16 protein-coding genes are annotated in these 16729 nt (G+C 70.5%); 9 read left to right on the forward strand and 7 right to left on the reverse strand.

From position 1 onward, the window contains the following. Positions 1-112 precede the first annotated feature (112 nt). Positions 113-1009 carry a hypothetical protein gene (locus ACSHT8_RS25000; RefSeq protein WP_436493331.1) on the forward strand — a complete coding sequence of 299 codons (897 nt, stop codon included), beginning with the start codon at positions 113-115 and terminating at the stop codon, positions 1007-1009. Here ACSHT8_RS25000 and ACSHT8_RS25005 read toward each other — a convergent pair. Beyond that, positions 1002-1958: a TIGR03617 family F420-dependent LLM class oxidoreductase gene (locus tag ACSHT8_RS25005; protein WP_436493332.1), complete on the reverse strand. Its 957-nt coding sequence runs from the start codon at positions 1956-1958 to the stop codon at positions 1002-1004. The genes ACSHT8_RS25000 and ACSHT8_RS25005 overlap by 8 nt on opposite strands. Positions 1959-2117: 159 nt before the next feature. On the opposite strand from ACSHT8_RS25005, the gene ACSHT8_RS25010 reads away from it, so the two are divergent. Next, on the forward strand, positions 2118-3116 hold the full coding sequence (locus tag ACSHT8_RS25010) for a LysR family transcriptional regulator (RefSeq protein WP_436493333.1): 999 nt from the start codon (positions 2118-2120) through the stop codon (positions 3114-3116). Here the strand turns inward: ACSHT8_RS25010 and ACSHT8_RS25015 are convergent. From ACSHT8_RS25015 to ACSHT8_RS25025, 3 genes are read right to left on the reverse strand one after another with little or no spacing between them, the layout of a single operon-like run. After that, positions 3113-4057: a hypothetical protein gene (locus ACSHT8_RS25015; RefSeq protein WP_436493334.1), complete on the reverse strand. Its 945-nt coding sequence runs from the start codon at positions 4055-4057 to the stop codon at positions 3113-3115. The genes ACSHT8_RS25010 and ACSHT8_RS25015 overlap by 4 nt on opposite strands. Further along, positions 4054-4218 (reverse strand): hypothetical protein, encoded by a 165-nt coding sequence (locus ACSHT8_RS25020; RefSeq protein ID WP_436493335.1) that lies wholly within the window; start codon positions 4216-4218, stop codon positions 4054-4056. Before ACSHT8_RS25020 ends, ACSHT8_RS25015 begins: the two co-directional genes overlap by 4 nt. Before the next feature lie 57 nt (positions 4219-4275). After that, positions 4276-4731: a DUF4442 domain-containing protein gene (locus ACSHT8_RS25025; RefSeq protein ID WP_436493336.1), complete on the reverse strand. Its 456-nt coding sequence runs from the start codon at positions 4729-4731 to the stop codon at positions 4276-4278. Between the two features lie 55 nt (positions 4732-4786). On the opposite strand from ACSHT8_RS25025, the gene glyA reads away from it, so the two are divergent. The 3 genes from glyA to ACSHT8_RS25040 all read left to right on the forward strand — a co-directional run bounded on the left by glyA (position 4787) and on the right by ACSHT8_RS25040 (position 8296). Then, complete coding sequence (glyA, locus tag ACSHT8_RS25030; RefSeq protein WP_436493337.1) at positions 4787-6043, forward strand: serine hydroxymethyltransferase; 1257 nt, start codon at positions 4787-4789, stop codon at positions 6041-6043. A gap of 106 nt (positions 6044-6149) precedes the next feature. After that, on the forward strand, positions 6150-6674 hold the full coding sequence (locus ACSHT8_RS25035; protein ID WP_436493338.1) for a MarR family winged helix-turn-helix transcriptional regulator: 525 nt from the start codon (positions 6150-6152) through the stop codon (positions 6672-6674). Further along, complete coding sequence (locus ACSHT8_RS25040) at positions 6671-8296, forward strand: MDR family MFS transporter (protein WP_436493339.1); 1626 nt, start codon at positions 6671-6673, stop codon at positions 8294-8296. Before ACSHT8_RS25035 ends, ACSHT8_RS25040 begins: the two co-directional genes overlap by 4 nt. 31 nt (positions 8297-8327) lie before the next feature. Here the strand turns inward: ACSHT8_RS25040 and ACSHT8_RS25045 are convergent, their stop codons facing one another. The 3 genes from ACSHT8_RS25045 to ACSHT8_RS25055 form a co-directional block, all read right to left on the reverse strand. Further along, complete coding sequence (locus tag ACSHT8_RS25045) at positions 8328-9122, reverse strand: intradiol ring-cleavage dioxygenase (RefSeq protein ID WP_436493340.1); 795 nt, start codon at positions 9120-9122, stop codon at positions 8328-8330. A gap of 99 nt (positions 9123-9221) precedes the next feature. After that, positions 9222-9719, reverse strand: a complete 498-nt coding sequence (locus tag ACSHT8_RS25050) for an inorganic diphosphatase (RefSeq protein WP_436493341.1) — start codon at positions 9717-9719, stop codon at positions 9222-9224. A 970-nt stretch (positions 9720-10689) separates the two neighbouring features. After that, positions 10690-10953, reverse strand: a complete 264-nt coding sequence (locus ACSHT8_RS25055; protein WP_436493342.1) for a hypothetical protein — start codon at positions 10951-10953, stop codon at positions 10690-10692. A 174-nt stretch (positions 10954-11127) separates the two neighbouring features. Here ACSHT8_RS25055 and dacB point away from each other — a divergent pair, with 174 nt between their 5' ends. The 4 genes from dacB to hpt are packed head-to-tail and all read left to right on the forward strand — an operon-like array spanning position 11128 to position 16655. After that, entirely contained in the window at positions 11128-14085 is a 2958-nt protein-coding gene (gene dacB / locus ACSHT8_RS25060; RefSeq protein WP_436493343.1) for a D-alanyl-D-alanine carboxypeptidase/D-alanyl-D-alanine endopeptidase, read from the forward strand. Between the two features lie 16 nt (positions 14086-14101). After that, positions 14102-15148: a zinc-dependent metalloprotease gene (locus ACSHT8_RS25065; RefSeq protein ID WP_436493344.1), complete on the forward strand. Its 1047-nt coding sequence runs from the start codon at positions 14102-14104 to the stop codon at positions 15146-15148. After that, a complete protein-coding gene (tilS, locus tag ACSHT8_RS25070) occupies positions 15145-16095 on the forward strand; it encodes a tRNA lysidine(34) synthetase TilS (RefSeq protein WP_436493345.1) in 951 nt (316 codons plus the stop codon). Before ACSHT8_RS25065 ends, tilS begins: the two co-directional genes overlap by 4 nt. An 11-nt stretch (positions 16096-16106) precedes the next feature. Further along, entirely contained in the window at positions 16107-16655 is a 549-nt protein-coding gene (hpt, locus tag ACSHT8_RS25075) for a hypoxanthine phosphoribosyltransferase (protein ID WP_436493346.1), read from the forward strand. The last annotated feature ends 74 nt before the right edge of the window (positions 16656-16729 follow it).

The following is a 16729-nucleotide window of genomic DNA, read 5'->3' on the forward strand; positions in this document are numbered from 1 at the left end:
CAACCCCTAGTTGAGCTGGGCCCGATTGAGGCGGAATGCTACAGCGAGTCGTTGACAGGCCAGAGCGTTCCATCGGACGAGGGAAGTAACCGTGCGCACAGTTAGACGCGTAGTGAGCATCGCCGTTGCGGCGGCATTCGTGATGCTCGGTCTCCTGCCGATGACGGCGGCCGCGCAGACCACCAGCCAGCCGCCCGCCCCGGCCGTCGGGCTCAAGCCCAACTCGGGCCCGGCGGGCACCGTGACCACGGCTTGGTGGTCGAACGCGCCGTGCCGCGACATCAAGATCTACTGGCCGGTGGGCCGGGTGCAGATCGGCGCGCTGGTCGCGATCAGCGGACAGACCAACATCACGATTCCCTCCAGCGCCGCGCCTGGCAGCTACTCAGTGGAGTTCTCCTGCTCGGGCAAGCCGGGCTTCGGCTTCGCCGCGTTCCGGATCCCGGCGCCGCCGACCACGACCACCACCCGGCCGCCGGTCACCACCACGACGACCACTCGTCCCCCGGTGACGACCACGACGACCCGTCCGCCGGTCACCACGACCACCACCCGCCGGACGACGACGACCACCACGCCGCCGGTCACCACCACCACGACCGACAGCACCCCGCCGTCCACCACGGACACCCCGCCGACCGAGACCACGTCGACCATCACCGACGTGCCCGAGCCGAAGCGCGACCTCGTCTTCGACCGCGAGGCCATCCAGCCCGGCGACTCGGTTCAGGCCACCGGCAAGGGCTGCACGCCGAACAGCTCAGTCGAGCTGGTCTCCGCGGGCGAGACCGTCGGCTCGACGACCGCCGACGACGAGGGCCGGTTCACCACCAAGATCCAGTTCAGCAAGATCGAACCGGGCCGCCACCTGATCGCCGCCGAGTGCGGCATCCTGCTGACCGGCACCGTCGACCAGCTCGTCACCAGCTCCACCGGCGGAAGTTCGAGCACACTCGTCGTTCTCGTCTTCTTCGTGTTGGCGGGTGCCGCGCTGATCCGGTTCACATAGCCCGGAACACGGACTCGCTGAGGGTGAGCCGCTGAGCGACGTCGCCGAACCGGCGGCGGACCTCGGCGGCCACCTCGTCCGGCGAGCCGACGACGGCGAACGCGTTCAGCACGTCGTCGGTGACCAGGCCGGGCATCTCCGCCCAGCGGCCGCGGCGGGACAGGGCGTGCAGTTCGTCCTGCAGCTCACCCCAGCCGTGCAGGTCGAGCACCGCGCGGTAGGCCGGGGTCGAGCCGTAGAAGGCGATCTTCTCCTTCACATCGGCGAGTTCCTCCGGCGTGGTCGCGGTAAACGGCGGCACGCTGACGTCGAACCCCGCGAGGTCCGCGCCCGCCTTCACCCGGCCGCGCGCGACGGCGGGCAGGGTGACTTCGCGCAGGTAGCGCTCGGTCAGGAAGCTGTGGCAGAGCATGCCGTCGGCGACCTCGCCCGCGACCTCGGTCATCCGCGGGCCGACCGCGGCGACGTAGACCTTCGGGTTGCCGTGCGGGTTGGGGCCGGGGTCGAAGAACGGTGTCATCAGCGTGTGCTTGTAGAACTCGCCGCGGAACGCGAGGCGTTCGCCGGTCTCCCAGGCGTGCCAGATCGCGCGGACCGCGAGGACGAACTCGCGCATCCGGGCGGCCGGGCTCGACCACGGCATGCCGAACCGCTTGGTGATGTGCGGCTCGATCTGCGAGCCGAGCCCGAGGGCGAACCGGCCGCCGCTGAGCCCGTGGATGTCGTTGGCCTGCACCGCCACCGTCATCGGGTTGCGCGCGAACGCCACGGCGATCGCGGTGACCAGCTCGATCCGTGACGTGCGGTCGGCGGCGACGGCCATGGCCAGGAACGGGTCGAGCTTGGTCTCGGCGACCCACGCGCCGTCATAACCCTGATCTTCGGCGGCGGCGATGGCCGCGGCGGCAGCGGCGACGGTTTCGGCGTACCCACCCGAGTCGACCTTCATCAGCCGACCGTACCCAAGAAACCCTTCCGCCCCAGGCCCGACCGGGTGCGGCCGGTCAAGCCTGGGGCGGAAGGAACGAGCAGCAGGGATGAAGTTGTTCCAGAAGAATGGCCCGTCACGGTAGCCGGCTCTCATCCGAGCGGGGTATCAATTGTCCTTATGGCCGAACTTGAGATCCGCCACTTGCGCGCGATCTGCTCCATCGCCGACGAGGGCAGCGTGTCCCGCGCGGCCATCCGGCTCGGCGTCACCCAGCCCGCGCTGACCGCGCAGCTGCGGTCGATCGAGCGGCTGATCGGCGGCGAGCTGTTCCAGCGGTCGCCCAACGGCAGCGTGCCGACCGAGTTGGGGCGCAGCGTGATCCGGTCCGCGCGGATCGTGCTGGAGGACATGGCCGCGCTGCTGGCCACCGCGCGCAGCCATGTGCGCAACCCGGCTGAGGCGCCGCTGGTGGTCGCGTCGACGCCGCTGCTGTTCACCAGCGCCCTGATCAGCGAGCTGCGGGCGTGGTTCCGCGCCGAGCTGCGCACCGAGATCGACTCGTCGGCGCCCGTGCTGCTCGACCTGGTCGCGGCCAAGCAGGCAGACCTCGCGGTGTTCGAGCGGTTCGAGGGCATGGAGAACAGGCAGCTCGCCGACGTCGAGGTGCGCACGATCGTCGACGAGCCGCAGTTCGTCGCGCTCAGCTCCGACAGCCCGCTGGCCGAGCAGGAAGAGATCGACCTGATCCAACTCGCCCACCTCGACTGGGTGGCGCCGCCGCCCGACCAGGACCCGATGCGGCTGCGCTTCCGGTCGACGTGCGAGTCGATGGGCTTCACGCCGCGGATCACCCACCACGTCACCGAGGGTCGGGCCGCGATGGCGCTGGCCGCGGCGGGTGCGGTGTGTCTGGCCCAGCCCGCGTCGCTCGGCGGGCCCGGCTTCGTGATCCGGCCGCTGCGCGGGACGGCGCTGTCGGTGCCGGTCGTGCTGGTGATCCGGCTCGACGGGATGTTCGCCGCGCGCAGGCAGGAGCTGTTCTCGTGTGTCGCCCACGCCTACCGCTCGATCGTCGACCGCAACCCGACCTACGCGAAGTGGTGGGCGCAGCACCCCGAGGCGCACTCCGATCTCGACAACGCGCTCGCTCTGCCCAGGCCGAGCAGGCCGTCCTAGCGGCGAACCAGAAAGGGCAGCCGCTCGCCGAGGAACGCGCGCGGGAACTCGTCGCGCAGCCGCCAGAGTCCGGCGTCGACCACGAAGTGCGCCATGGTGAGCCCGAGGTAGACACCGAAGATCACGCTGCCGGGGAACGCCGCGCCGCGATAGCTCGCGGCGATGTGCAGGACGACGCCGACGACGAGGGCCGCGTTGATCAGCATGGCCACGCTGACCACCCGGCCGCGCGCGACCAGCGCGACGATCACCAGGTACTGGTAGCCGTGCGCGAGGATCAGGCCGGTGAGCGCGAGGAACGGCGAGCTGAACACGAACACCGGCAGGAAGAACAGCACGGATACCGCGTAGACCGCGGCGAACTGCCATCGCGGTGACCGGCGCAGGACCGTGATCAGCCCGAACCCGGCCGCGAGGGCGAACGCCGCGCCGGCGACGGGGAACAGCCACCGCAGGTCCAGGATCTGCGGCAGCGCCAACAGCGCAGGGTGGGCCAGGATCCCGACGATGCCCGCGACCCCTGCGGCGGTGATCGCGTGCCGTTCCGGCGGAGTCAGCCTGGTCTCATGCGCGGACGCGGCGAGCGCGGCCATGCCGAGGTTCTGCTTCTGGAAGTGGAAGAACTGCCAGGCGAAGAAGGCCATCAGCGGCACGGTCAGCCGGTCGAGCGGAACCAGACTCACCACGGCAGCGGTGCCGACGACCAGCGCGAGCGGCGCGGCGAAGTAGCGGCCGGGCCTGGTCGCCATGTGCCCGCGCACCTCGCGGTCGGTGTAGAACCACGCGGTCGCGCCGACGTGCATCGACGAGCCGATGAAGATCAGCCACCGCAGTGCCGGGCCAGGGGCCTGGCCCGCGGCCGGGGCGAACGCCATGGCCAGCGCGAAGCCGCCGAGCGTGAGACCGAGAGTGCAGCCCAGCCAGAGCGCGCGCAGGTTCACGCGCAGATCGCGGGCGACATCATCGTGCCGAGGCCGTCGACCCGGCTGGCGGGACTGAACAGCCACTCCCACGCCCCGCTGACGACAAGCCCCACCACGATCAGGATCAAGACAGTCAGGGCGATGCAGACGGTGTTGACGACCTTGGCCTTCGTGGTCATGCGATTCCTCCCCAGGTGATCACCCCGGAAGACGGGCGACCACCTGGGATGGTTGCGTCACTTCTTGTGCGGCTTGAGGGTCCAGAGCACGGTGACCTCGGCGGTGGTGACGCCCTCGGCGTTGCGGACCGTCACCTCGACGGCGAACTCGGGCCGCTCACCGGCGTCGAGTTCGGCGATCACGTCGCCCGCGGGCCTGGCCAGGACGGCCTCGGCGGTCAGCGCGCCCATCGCGACCTTGCGGTAGCGGATCTCGGAGCTGACGACCAGCGGCGTCGCGCGGCCCAGCAGCTCGGCGAACGAGGCGATGCCGACGGCGCCGGACGCGGTCTCGGCGAGGCCGAAGATCTGCGCGGCGTGCGGCCCGCCGACGTGGTTGTGGAGGCGGTCGTCGTCGGGCAGCGTCGCCACCACGCGGTCGGCGGCGACCTCGGGGAAGTCGATGCCCATCGTCGCCACCCAGGGGACGGTCTTCTTCATCGTGTCGGCGACCCAGCCGTAGTCCTCGCTCATGAGCCGCACATTACTCGTCGGTAACTTCGCTCGCCAGGGGCGATAGAATCGGGTCATGTCGCATGAGCCCGCGCTGTCGCACCTCGCCGCATCCGACCCCGCCATCGCCGAGCTGGTCGAGGGCGAAGCCCGCCGCCAGTTCGAGAAGATCCGCCTCATCGCCTCGGAGAACTACGTCTCCACCGCGGTGCTGGAGGCCACCGGGTCGGTACTGACGAACAAGTACTCCGAGGGCTACGCGGGCAAGCGCTACTACGAGGGCCAGCAGTTCATCGACCAGGTCGAGAGCGTCGCGATCGAGCGGGCCAAGGCCGTCTTCGGCGTCGACCACGCCAACGTGCAGCCGTACTCCGGTTCGCCCGCCAACCTGGCTGTCTACCTGGCGCTGGCCAACCCGGGCGACACGGTCATGGGCATGGCGCTGCCCGCGGGCGGCCACCTGACCCACGGCTGGAGCGTGTCGGCGACCGGCAAGTGGTTCCGTGCGGTGCAGTACGGCGTGCGCAAGGACACCGGCCGCGTCGACCTCGACGAGGTCCGCGAGCTGGCGCTGGCCGAGCGGCCCAAGCTGATCTTCTGCGGCGGCACGGCCATCCCGCGCACCATTGATTTCCCGGCCTTCGCCGAGATCGCGCGCGAGGTCGGCGCGGTGCTCGTCGCCGACATCGCCCACATCGCGGGCCTGGTCGCGGGCGGGGCGCACCCGTCGCCGGTCGGCCACGCCGAGATCATCTCCACCACCACGCACAAGACACTGCGCGGCCCGCGCGGCGCGATGCTGATGTCCGACGCGAAGCACGCGAAGGCGCTGGACAAGGCCGTGTTCCCCGGCCTGCAGGGCGGCCCGCACAACCACACGACCGCGGCCATCGCGGTGGCGCTGGCCGAGGCGGCCAAGCCGGACTTCCGCGACTACGCGGCCGGGGTGGTGGCGAACGCCAAGGCGTTGGCCGAGGCGCTGATCGAGCGCGGGTTCGAGCTGGTGTCGGGTGGTACGGACAACCATCTGATCCTGGTCGACCTGACCAACAAGGGTGTCGCGGGCAAGCCCGCCGCGCAGGCGCTGGACAAGGCCGGTATCGAGCTGAACTACAACACCGTGCCGTTCGACCCGCGCAAACCGTTCGACCCGTCCGGGATCCGATTGGGTACCGCGGCGATCACTACGCGTGGTCTCGGGGTCGAGCAGATGCCGTTGCTGGCGGCATGGATGGACCGCTCGGTCAACGCGTCGGACGACGCTGAACTGGCTGCTGTGGCCGCTGAAGTGCGGGAACTGCTCGCCGCCTACCCGATGCCCGGCTGGGTCTGATCGTGCGATCTGGTTCACACCAGAATTAAGTTGCAGCTACCAACTGAAAAGTGCATGCTTGTATCGACCAACTAATTGGATGATGCAAGCAACGGCAGGGGTAGTCATGGTCGCGCCGGACGCCACGGCGGTGGAACTCACCGACCGGGAGCTCGAGAACGGACAGCGTCTCGCCAGCGTGCTCTTCGCCTTCGGCAAGCAGCAGGCGACGGTGTCGGCCCGGATGAGCAAAGCCGGGGTCGACCGCACGGCGATCATCATGCTGAAGACGCTGGTGATGGTCGGGCCGTGCCGGTCGAGCACGCTCGCCGAAGCCATCCACTCCGACCCTTCGACGGTCAGCCGTCAGGTCGCCGCGCTGGTCAAAGACGGTCTCATCGAGCGCCGCGCCGATCCCGAGGACGGTCGCGCCAGCCTGCTGGCGCCCACCGACGCGGGGATCGCGCTGCTGCAGGCCAACCGCGCGCGGTTCGCCAGGTCGCTTGCCCGGATGGTCAAGCACTGGGAGCCCGCCGACCTCGACCGGTTCATCGAGCTGTTCGAGCGGTTCATCGACGACCACGACACCTACCTACCGACTCTGATCAGTGAATGCGCCCAGCCGGTGCGTTCTGAAGGGGGTAACTCATGACCGCCCCAGCTTCGGTTGCAACTCCAGGGCAACTGAGTCACCGGCAGATCCTCACGGTTCTGTCCGGCCTCATGCTCGGCATGCTGCTCGCCGCACTGGACCAGACGATCATGGCCTCGGCGATGAAGACCATCGCCGACCAACTGCACGGCCAGACGATCCAGGCGTGGGCGACCACGGCGTACCTGATCACGGCCACCATCTCCACCCCGCTCTACGGCAAGCTGTCCGACATCTTCGGCCGCAAGCCGATGTACCTGACGGCGATCTCGTTCTTCCTGCTCGGCTCGGTGCTCTCCGGCATCGCGGGCTCCATGTACGAACTCGCCGCGTACCGCGCGGTGCAGGGTCTCGGCGCTGGTGGCCTGATGTCGCTGGCGCTGGCGATCATCGCCGACATGGTCTCGCCGCGGGAGCGCAGCAAGTACCAGAGCTACTTCATGGGCGTGTGGGGACTGTCCAGTGTGGCCGGTCCGGTCGTCGGCGGGTTCTTCGCCGGGCTCGACGACTTCGCCGGTCTCGCGGGCTGGCGCTGGGTGTTCCTGCTCAACGTGCCGATCGCGCTGGTCGCCTTGGCCGTGGTGGCGAAGTACCTCAACGTGCCGCACAAGCCGGTCCCGCAGAAGGTCGACTACCTCGGCGCGATCGCGCTGACCGTCGGGCTCGTCCCGCTGCTGATCGTGGCCGAACAGGGCCGCGTGTGGGGCTGGGACTCCGGGCGCTCGCTGGCGATGTACGCCACCGGCGTGATCGGCCTGCTCTGGTTCGTGTGGAACGAGCGGCGCATGGGCGACGCGGCGCTGCTGCCGCTGCGGCTGTTCCAGCGGCAGGCGTTCTCGCTGCTCAACGTGGTCAACTTCATCATGGGTGTCGGCATGTTCGGCATGATGATGTCGCTGCCGCTGTACCTGCAGATCGTCAAGGGCGCCTCGCCGACCGAGTCCGGTCTGATGACGCTGCCGCTGACCTTCGGCATCCTGTTCGCCGCGATCGCCAGCGGGCGGGTCATCAGCCGCACCGGGCGCTACCGGATCTTCCCGATCATCGGCCTCGGTGTCACCGCGGTCTCGATGTTCCTGTTCGCCCAGATCGGCGTGGACACCTCGCTCACCGCGAGCATGCTGATCATGCTGCTGGCGGGCGCGGGCCTCGGCCTTTGCATGCAGCCGCTGATCCTGGCGATCCAGAACGACGTCGAGCCCAAGGACATCGGCGTGGCCACCTCGTCGGCGACCTTCTTCCGCTCCATCGGCGGCACGGTCGGCACCGCGGTGTTCCTGTCGATCCTGTTCACCGTGGTCGGCGGCCGGATCTCCAGCGCGTTCGACTCGGTGCGGACCGACCAGGCCTTCCTCGCCGCGCTGCGCGAGAACCCGCAGTTCGCGGGTCAGCTGCAGGGTGGCGGGATCGACCTGAACAACACCGCGTTCCTCAACGACATCGACCCGACACTGGCCCGGCCGATCCTGACCGGCTTCTCCAGCTCGCTGGACACGGTGTTCCTGGTCGGCGGGTTCGTGGTGCTGGTCGCGTTCGTGCTGATCTGGTTCCTCAAGGAGGCACCGCTGTCGAACAAGTCCGGCCTGCAGCGGATGGCTGAGGCCGAACCGGCACTCGCTTGATCCGAAAGGGGCCCCTTCGCGGGGCCCCTTTCTATACGCCGACCGTGAGGGACGCGGCGTAGCCGGAGGCCACGTCGCCGGTGGTCGTGGCGAGTTGGCTGTCGTGGCCGTCGCGGAAGACCATGTCGGACTCCAGCGAGGTCCGCTGGAGGTTGCGGACGCTCTGGCTGTAGCCGTCGGTGGCGTAGACCTGCTCGCAGATGTCCTCGGGGAGGGCCAGCTGCGTGGTCGTGATGGGTTCGCCGGCCTTGGTGGCCTCGGCGAGGCTGGGGTAGACCTCGAAGTGGATGTGCGGCCAGCGACCCGAGTAGGCGGCGGGGAAGATGCTGGTGAAGCGCACCTTGCCCTGGGCGTCGGTCTCCTGGACGCCGCGCAGGTAGTTCTCGTCGGCGACGCCCTGGGAGTACATGGAGTACTTGCCGTCGATGTCGCAGTGCCAGAGGTAGACGGCGGCGCCGGTCGCGGGGACACAGTTCTCCACGATCGTCAGCTCGATGGTGAGCGGGATGCCCTTGGCGGTCGTTGTCGAGGTGCCGAAGCTGGAGCGGATGTCGGAGCGGACGATGCCGCTCTCGGTGAGCACGTTCGGGCCGTTGGAGCCGTCGCCGGGGTAGGGGCCCGCGGTCTCCTCGGGGATGGGGTCGGCGCAGATCGCCGTTCCCGTGGGCGGGGCAGCTGGGGTGGCCTGGGTCTGCGTCTGCGTCTGGGTGCTCGTGGTGGCGCAGCCGGTGACGACGGCGAGTCCCGCCCCGCCGAGCAGAGCCAGCATGCGGCGTCGGCCGAGAGTGGCCAGGTCGAAGGCGAGTCCGCGGTCGTGGTCGTCCATGCCGACCATCGTGTGCCGCGTGCCTATGTGTTCGCTGTGTGCGGCCTGTGACGCACGAAAGCCCCGCGCCTCTCGGCACGGGGCTTTCGACGGTGGGGCCTAGTGGTACTGGCCGCCCGCGTCCTTGAGGCGCTTGTAGGACCGCTCGATCTCGGCCTCGGCCTCGGTGCGGCCGACCCAGCTGGCGCCCTCGACGCTCTTGCCGGGCTCCAGGTCCTTGTAGACCTCGAAGAAGTGCTGGATCTCCAGGCGGTGGTACTCCGCGAGGTGGTGGATGTCGCGCAGGTGCTCGGTACGCGGGTCGTGCGCCGGGACGCACAGGACCTTGTCGTCGCCGCCCTTCTCGTCGGTCATGCGGAACATGCCGATCGCGCGGGCGCGGATGAGGCAGCCGGGGAAGGTCGGCTCCTGCACCAGGACCAGCGCGTCCAGGGGGTCACCGTCCTCGCCGAGGGTGTTGTCCACGAAGCCGTAGTCGGCCGGGTACTGCGTGGCGGTGAACAGGGTGCGGTCGAGCTTGATGCGCCCCGACTCATGGTCCATCTCGTACTTGTTTCGATTTCCCTTGGGGATCTCGATGGTGACGTCGAACTCCACGCCGTCCCTCGCTCGTCTCGGCTGTCCTCGTTACGCCACTAGTGTGGACCACGGCGTCCCGATGGCCAGAACCGAACCGGGTGGACGACCGTGTGAGATTCAGCGCGGTGTCAGGGGAGGAACACGGGTGCCTGAGCACGACCACTCGGCAGGCCACGAGCAGGCCCTACCCTTGACGCGGCCTTCTGACCAGGGGAAACAGTCTTCGGCGCAGTTCCCGGGCGCGCTGGCTTGGCCCGCGGAGGAGGACGACCTCTGGCCTTCGCTGGACGACGATGAGGTTCCTGCGGCCGCTGGGACGGCGCCGCCGCCCGCGATACGTGACGAGACCCACGTCGGAAACCCCCCTGCGGACGGTCCTCAGGCAACCACCCAGGCGAGTGAAAAACCGGCGGACGTTCCGTGGCCGACCGCGGAACCGGTGGCCTTGGGTGACGAGTCGATGTGGCCATCGGCTGAGGTCGATGAGCCGTCGGGCTCGGAGGCCGAGGCTGGGCCGGTTTTGGAGCGGGCTGGCGAGGCTGAGTCGTCGGGCCTGGACGCCGAGCCTGAGCCGGGTTCGGAGCGAGTGCGCGAGGCTGAGCTGTCGGGCTTGGACGCCGAGGCTGGGCCGGTTTTGGAGCGAGCGCGCGAGGCCGAGGTGGAGTCGGCGCCTGAGTCCGGCGGAGAGCGTGAGGCCGCGGGTCCGGTCGCGCGGGCGGACGTGGCAGGTGAGGTGCCGGATGGCGATGCGGGGGAACTCGCCGTCGGGGCGGACCCCGCTGTCGAGCTTGATTCGGTGGCCGCCGAGCACGATCTTGCGGTGGAGTCGGAGCCCGAAGCCGCGGGGGATGCGGACTCCGGGCCTGAGCCGGACGTCGCGGTCGAGCCGGATCCCGCACATCCTGTCGCGGATGAGCCGGGTTCGGACTTCGCAGTGGAGCCTGAGTCGCGCGATTTCGGGAGCGCGGATGAGGGCGATCCCGCACAGCTAGTCGCGGACGGCGCGGTGGAGCCTGAGTCGCAGGTCTTTGGGCGTGAGGGCGCGGTTGCGGCGGATCCCGGACACGTTGTCGCGGACGTCGGGGTAGAGCCTGAGTCGCGCGACCTCGGCCGCGCGGATGGGGGCGAGCCGGATCCCGGGCATGTTGTCGCGGATGTCGCGGTGGAGCGCGAGTCGCGCGACTTCGGGCGTGTGGATGAGGGCGATCCCGCACTTCTTGTCGCGGACGACGCGGGCGAGGCTGGGTCGCACGACTTTGAGGGTGTGGGGGAGCCGGATTCCACGCATCCTGTCCCGGACATCGAGGTCGAGCCGGGTTCGGACTCCGCGGTGGAGACCGAGCCGCATGACGTCGGGCGTGCTGGGGGGTCGAGTTCGGACTTCCCGGTGGAGGCGGAGCCTCGCGATGCCGGGTACGGGCGAGCGGTGGACACCGCAGCGGTTGGGTCGGGATCAGCTCTGGCGGGCGAGCCGGAGCCATCGGCGTTCAGCTCGGAGCCGGACGCGTTCGAGCGAGAGGCGGAGCCAGAGCCCGCGGTCGAGTCGGATTCGGCTCGACCGGCGTTCAGCTCGCGTGACGCGTTCGGGCGGGAGTCGGGTTCGAACTTCGCGGCTGAGGCGGGGTCGTGGTCTGCGGGGACGGCTGAACCGGATGAACTTGAGCCGGAGTTGGGCCTGGCGGCGGATGCCGAGGTCGGCCCGGAAACCGCGGATGAGGCGGAACACGAGGCTGAGGCGGATGCCGAGCCTCTGGCGGAACGCGCGCGGGACTCGTGGCTGGAGCGTGGGGCTGGGCCGGGAGTCGCCGCCGAGGCCGAGCCCGTCGAGTCGGGATCGTGGGGGGACCGGCCGTTCACTCCGGTGGATCAGGCCGTCACCTGGGGTGCGACGTTCGGGGCGGAGGAGACGGCCGCTCTGCCTGTCAACGCTGAGCGGACCGCGTTCGTTGAGCCCGTCGCGCCCGCCGAGAACAACCATGCCGGGTCGGCTGAGCCGGAGCCTCTGGCCGAGGCGGTCCAGCCGGACTTCGCCGAGCCGACAGAGCCACGCATCGAGCCGGAGGTAGAGCCGCAAGGCGACATCGAGCTGCCCGTTGAAGAGGAGCCGCGTGGTTACGCGGAGAGGGCCGAGTCTGCTGCCGAGGCGCGGCCGACCGGTCACGGGCCTGCCGCCGAGGTGGAGCCGCCGGACTACCAGCCCGAGTCGCCCGTCGAGGTGGCGCCGAGTGATGTGGAGTCACAGGGCTACGTCGAGCCGCCCGCAGAGCTGGAGGCGTCCGCGACCGAGGTGGAGTCGCGGGGTTACGTCGAGCCTGAGTCGCCTGTTGAGGTGGCGCCGAGTGACGTTGAGCCACAGGGCTACGTCGAGGTGGACGCGCTCGGCTATGGCGAGACGGCGACTGTGGAGTCGCCCGGTTACGCCGAGGTGGAGTCGTCCGGCTATGGCGAGACGGCGGCCGAGGTTGAGTACGTCGAGCCCGACTCGTCTGTTGAGGTGGCGTCAAGCGACGTTGAAGCACCGAACCTCGAAGTAGAGGCGGAGCCGAGCGAGCGGGTTGAGCCCGAGAGGCCCGGCTACGTCGACCCGCCGACCGTGGTCGGGTTCTCGCCGGTGGGGCCGCGACCGGGGGAGATGACCACGCGGTTGCCGGTGCCGGACAGCAAGACCGTGCCGACCCGCAGGCCGCCTGCCCCGCCGCCGCCGGTCATTCGGACTCCTCCGTCGCGGCCCGCGCCCAAGCGGCAGGCGCCGCCGCGGCCTGCTGGGCCGCCGCCGAGTGGGATTCCTGGGTCGGCGGAGGAGACACAGTTTCTTTCCCGGCCGCCGTCGCCTCCTGTTCCGGTGCGGTCGGGGCCGCCGCCGGTCAGGCCGCGGCAGGCTGAGCCGCCGGAGGTGGTGCGGTCGGGCCCTGTCGTTGATGACTCCCCCCGGCAGGGCCCGCCGCCGGAGTCGACTCCGTCCGCGCCTGAGCCGGAGCCCGCCAGACCGCGTAGGCGGAAAGGGGTGCTGGTCGGTGGGGTGATCGCGGCTGTCGTGGCGTTGGGCGCCGGTGCCGTTGTGGCCGTGCCCGGGTTGGCGGCCAAGATCGGGCTGGCGTCCGGGGAGCCGGAGGTCCAGATCGCTCCGCCCGCGCCGCCGGTGCAGTTCACGCCGACGTTGCGGGGGCCCGGGGCCGACGTGCCCGCGCCGTCGGCGGCGGGGGTGCAGGCCGCGGTGGCCGGGGCGGTGGCGAGCCCCGCTCTGGGCACGCTGACCGGCACGGTCATCGACCCGACGACGGGCAAGGTGCTGTTCGAGCGGAATCCGACGACGCCGTTGATTCCCGCGTCGACGATCAAGTTGCTCACCACGGCGGCGGCCCTCCTGGCGCTCCCGCACTCCGAGCAGCTGTCGACCAAGGTCGTCGCGGGGGACAAGCCGGGGACCGTTGTGATCGTCGGCGGCGGCGACCCGACGCTCTCGTCCCTCGCCGCGGGCAAGGAGTCCGTCTACCCCGGGGCCGCGCACCTTGACGAACTCGTCGCGCAGGTCAAAGCGGCGGGCCCCGTCGACACCGTCATGGTCGACCTCGAGCGCTACCAGGGCGACTTCATGGCCCAGGGCTGGGACCCGCGCGACGTCCCCGGTGGGCACATCGCGCCGATCGTGCCCGCGATGATGGACGGCGGCCGCGCGGATCCGACCAAGGCCACGGTCGCCCGCACCGACAACCCGGCCCGCGCGCTCGCCGAGGCGTTCGCCAAGCGGATCGGGGCGAAGGTGCCCGCGAGCGCGCTCGCGAAGGCCAAGCCGGACGCGAAGGTGCTCGGCGAGGTCAAGTCGGCGCCGATGGTCGAGTTGGTCGACACCGTCCTGCAGCGGTCCGACAACGTGCTCGCCGAGGTCCTGGCCCGCGAGGTGGCGAAGGCGACGAACAAGGAAGCTTCGTTCGCTGGCGGCACCGGAGCCGTTCTGGACACCTTGCGTAACAACGGTTTTGACGTTACCGGCGTCGCGATGAGTGACGGAAGTGGACTGTCCACACTGGACAAGGCGACCGCCGCCCTGCTCGCCGACGTGCTCAGGGTCGCCGCCGCGCCCGACGGGTCCGACCCGCGCACCGTGAAGCTGCGGCCACTGCTCGGCGGGCTTCCCGTCGCGGGCGGCAGCGGCACCCTGGCCACCCGCTACGCCGACCCGGCCGCCTCCGGCGGGCGCGGCTGGGTGCGGGCCAAGACCGGCACCCTGGGCGCTTCGGGGGTGAATTCCCTGGCCGGTGTCGTGCTCGACAAGGACGGCAGGCTGCTGGTGTTCGCCATGGTCACCAACGGTTCCGATACCGGGCAGGCCCAGCCCGCGCTCGATGTCGTGGCGGCGACTTTGCGCCAATGCGGCTGCCAGTGAGGGTAGCGTCGCGGGTGTGAACGCGGCGGCGGATGCGGATGTGACCGGCGGGGTGGCCCCCGTCGACTGGGACCTGGCGATCGCCACCGCTCGGCGGCTGATCCGGCCAGGGCCCCCGGTGAGCCGGGACGAGGCCGAACACACCGTGTCGGCCCTGCGCGGCCTCACGGCGGTGGCTGAGGGCCACGTCCGCGACCTCACCGGCCTCGGCCTCGACCTGCCGCTGCGCGACGGCGACGTGGTCGACCGCGATGGCTGGGTCGAGGCGGCCACCCGCGGCATCGCCGCGCTGACCGACGGCGCGCTGCCGCAGCGGTCGGGCAAGGTGTCCGCGGGGATCATGGCGGGCAGCGCGGGTCTCCAGACCGGCATCGTCCTGGCCTACCTGGGCAGCCGCGTCCTCGGCCAGTACGACCCGTTCGGCGGCGATGGCGGCAGGCTGCTGCTGGTCGCGCCCAACATCGTCGCCGCGCAGCGTGCGCTCGACGTGTCCGCCGACGACTTCCAGCTCTGGGTGTGTCTGCACGAGTGCACCCACCGGCTCCAGTTCACCGCTGTCGACTGGCTGCGCGACTACTTCCAGGGCCAGGTGGCCGCCTTTATCAAGGGTCTCGACGACAGCGCCAACACCGCTGTCTCCCGGCTGCCGGAGGTGCTGCGCGCGGTCCGGTCGCGGCCCGACCCGGTCAGCGTGATGGAGATGCTGCAGTCGCCCGCGCAGCGCGAGATCTTCGACCGGCTCATCGCCCTGTCGACGCTGCTGGAAGGCCACGCCGACCACGTCATGGACGCCGTCGGACCGATCGTGGTGCCCAGCGTGGAGACCATCCGCGCGCGGTTCACCGAGCGCAGGCGCGGCGGCGGGCTGCTCGACCGGGTCCTGCGCACCCTGCTGGGCGTGGACGCGAAGATGAAGCAGTACGCCGAGGGCGCCAAGTTCACCCGGCACGTGGTCGACGCGGTCGGCATGGCCGGGTTCAACCGGGTGTGGACGTCGCCGGAGACGCTGCCGCTGCGCGCGGAGATCGCCGACCCCGACGCTTGGCTGCGCCGCGTCGCGTGAAGCCGCCACCCGCCGTCGCCGAGGTCCGGGTCGCGGTCCGCCACCTGCTCACCGAGGCATGTCCCGACGCCGTGTCGGTCGCTGTCTCCGGCGGCGCCGACTCGCTGGCCCTGGCCGCCGCCGCCCAGCACGTCGGCAGCCGGATGGGCCTGCGCGTCACCGGCCTGACCGTCGACCACGGCCTGCAAGAGGGCTCCGCCGAGGTCGCGGCCCGCACCGCGGAGCAACTCGAAACGCTCGGTCTCGCCACGCGCGTCCTCAAAGTCACCGTCGACGGACCGGGTGGACTCGAAGCCGCCGCGCGCCGCGCCCGCTACGCCGCGCTCCGCGAAGCCGCCGACGGGCTCGTCCTGCTCGGCCACACCCGCGACGACCAGGCCGAGACCGTCCTGCTCGGCCTCGGCCGCGGCTCCGGCCCGCGCTCCATCGCCGGGATGCGCCCCCTCGACCCGCCGTGGGCGCGGCCGCTGCTCGACGTCACCCGCGCCACCACCCGCGCCGCGTGCGCCGCGCTCGGGCTGACCCCGTGGGACGACCCGCACAACCTCGACCTCCGCTTCACCCGCGTCCGCCTGCGCCGCGAAGTCCTCCCCCTCATGGAGGAAGTCCTGAACGGCGGCGTCGGGTCCGCGCTGGCCCGCACCGCCGCCCAACTGCGCGAGGACCTGGCCGCGCTCGACGCGCTCGCCGACGATCTCCACGCCGCCGCGGCCGACGGCGCCGACCTGCGCGTGGCGGACCTCACGTCGGCGCCGCCCGCGCTGCGCAGGCGGGTGCTGCGGAGCTGGCTCATCCAGGCGGGCGTGGACGAACTGACCGACGCGCACCTCCGCGCCGCCGACGACCTTGTCGGAAAGTGGCGAGGTCAAGGGGGTGTCGCCCTGCCGGGCGGCTTGGTGGCACGCCGAGCTCATGGCAGGCTGATTTTCGACAAGCCTGACTCCTGAGAGGGACCACCGTGTACGACGGCGACATCGCGTCCGTGTTGATCACCGAGCAGCAGATCGACGAGAAGATCGCGGAGCTGGCCAAGCAGGTCGCCAACGACTACCCGGAGAACGGCACCGACCTGGTGCTGGTCGGCGTCCTGAAGGGCGCGGTCATGTTCATGACCGACTTCGCCCGCGCGCTGCAGGTGCCAACGCAGCTGGAGTTCATGGCCGTCAGCTCCTACGGCTCGGCCACCTCCTCCTCCGGTGTGGTGCGCATCCTGAAGGACCTCGACCGCGACATCGCCGGGCGCGACGTGGTGATCATCGAGGACATCATCGACTCGGGGCTGACCCTGTCGTGGCTGCTCAAGAACCTGCAGTCGCGCAACCCGAAGTCGCTGGAGGTGTGCACCCTGCTGCGCAAGCCCGACGCGATCAAGGTGGACGTGCCGGTGAAGTACGTCGGCTTCGAGATCCCCAACGAGTTCGTCGTCGGCTACGGCCTCGACTTCGCCGAGCGCTACCGCGACCTGCCCTACATCGGCACGCTCGACCCCAAGGTCTACACCTCGTAGGACGACACCTCTCAGCTCGGGAAATTCCCGATCCGGACATCCCGGGAACCCTTCCGCGCCGAGCGGCGTTGACT

Source organism: Actinokineospora sp. HUAS TT18 (genome assembly GCF_051364635.1).
GTDB lineage: Bacteria > Actinomycetota > Actinomycetes > Mycobacteriales > Pseudonocardiaceae > Actinokineospora.

Coding starts and splice junctions, on each gene's coding strand:
- ACSHT8_RS25005 (WP_436493332.1), bottom strand. CDS start 1,958: ATGAAGGTCGACTCGGGTGGGTACGCCGAAACCGTCGCCGCTGCCGCC.
- ACSHT8_RS25010 (WP_436493333.1), top strand. CDS start 2,118: ATGGCCGAACTTGAGATCCGCCACTTGCGCGCGATCTGCTCCATCGCC.
- ACSHT8_RS25020 (WP_436493335.1), bottom strand. CDS start 4,218: ATGACCACGAAGGCCAAGGTCGTCAACACCGTCTGCATCGCCCTGACT.
- ACSHT8_RS25025 (WP_436493336.1), bottom strand. CDS start 4,731: ATGAGCGAGGACTACGGCTGGGTCGCCGACACGATGAAGAAGACCGTC.
- glyA (WP_436493337.1), top strand. CDS start 4,787: ATGTCGCATGAGCCCGCGCTGTCGCACCTCGCCGCATCCGACCCCGCC.
- ACSHT8_RS25035 (WP_436493338.1), top strand. CDS start 6,150: ATGGTCGCGCCGGACGCCACGGCGGTGGAACTCACCGACCGGGAGCTC.
- ACSHT8_RS25040 (WP_436493339.1), top strand. CDS start 6,671: ATGACCGCCCCAGCTTCGGTTGCAACTCCAGGGCAACTGAGTCACCGG.
- ACSHT8_RS25045 (WP_436493340.1), bottom strand. CDS start 9,122: ATGGACGACCACGACCGCGGACTCGCCTTCGACCTGGCCACTCTCGGC.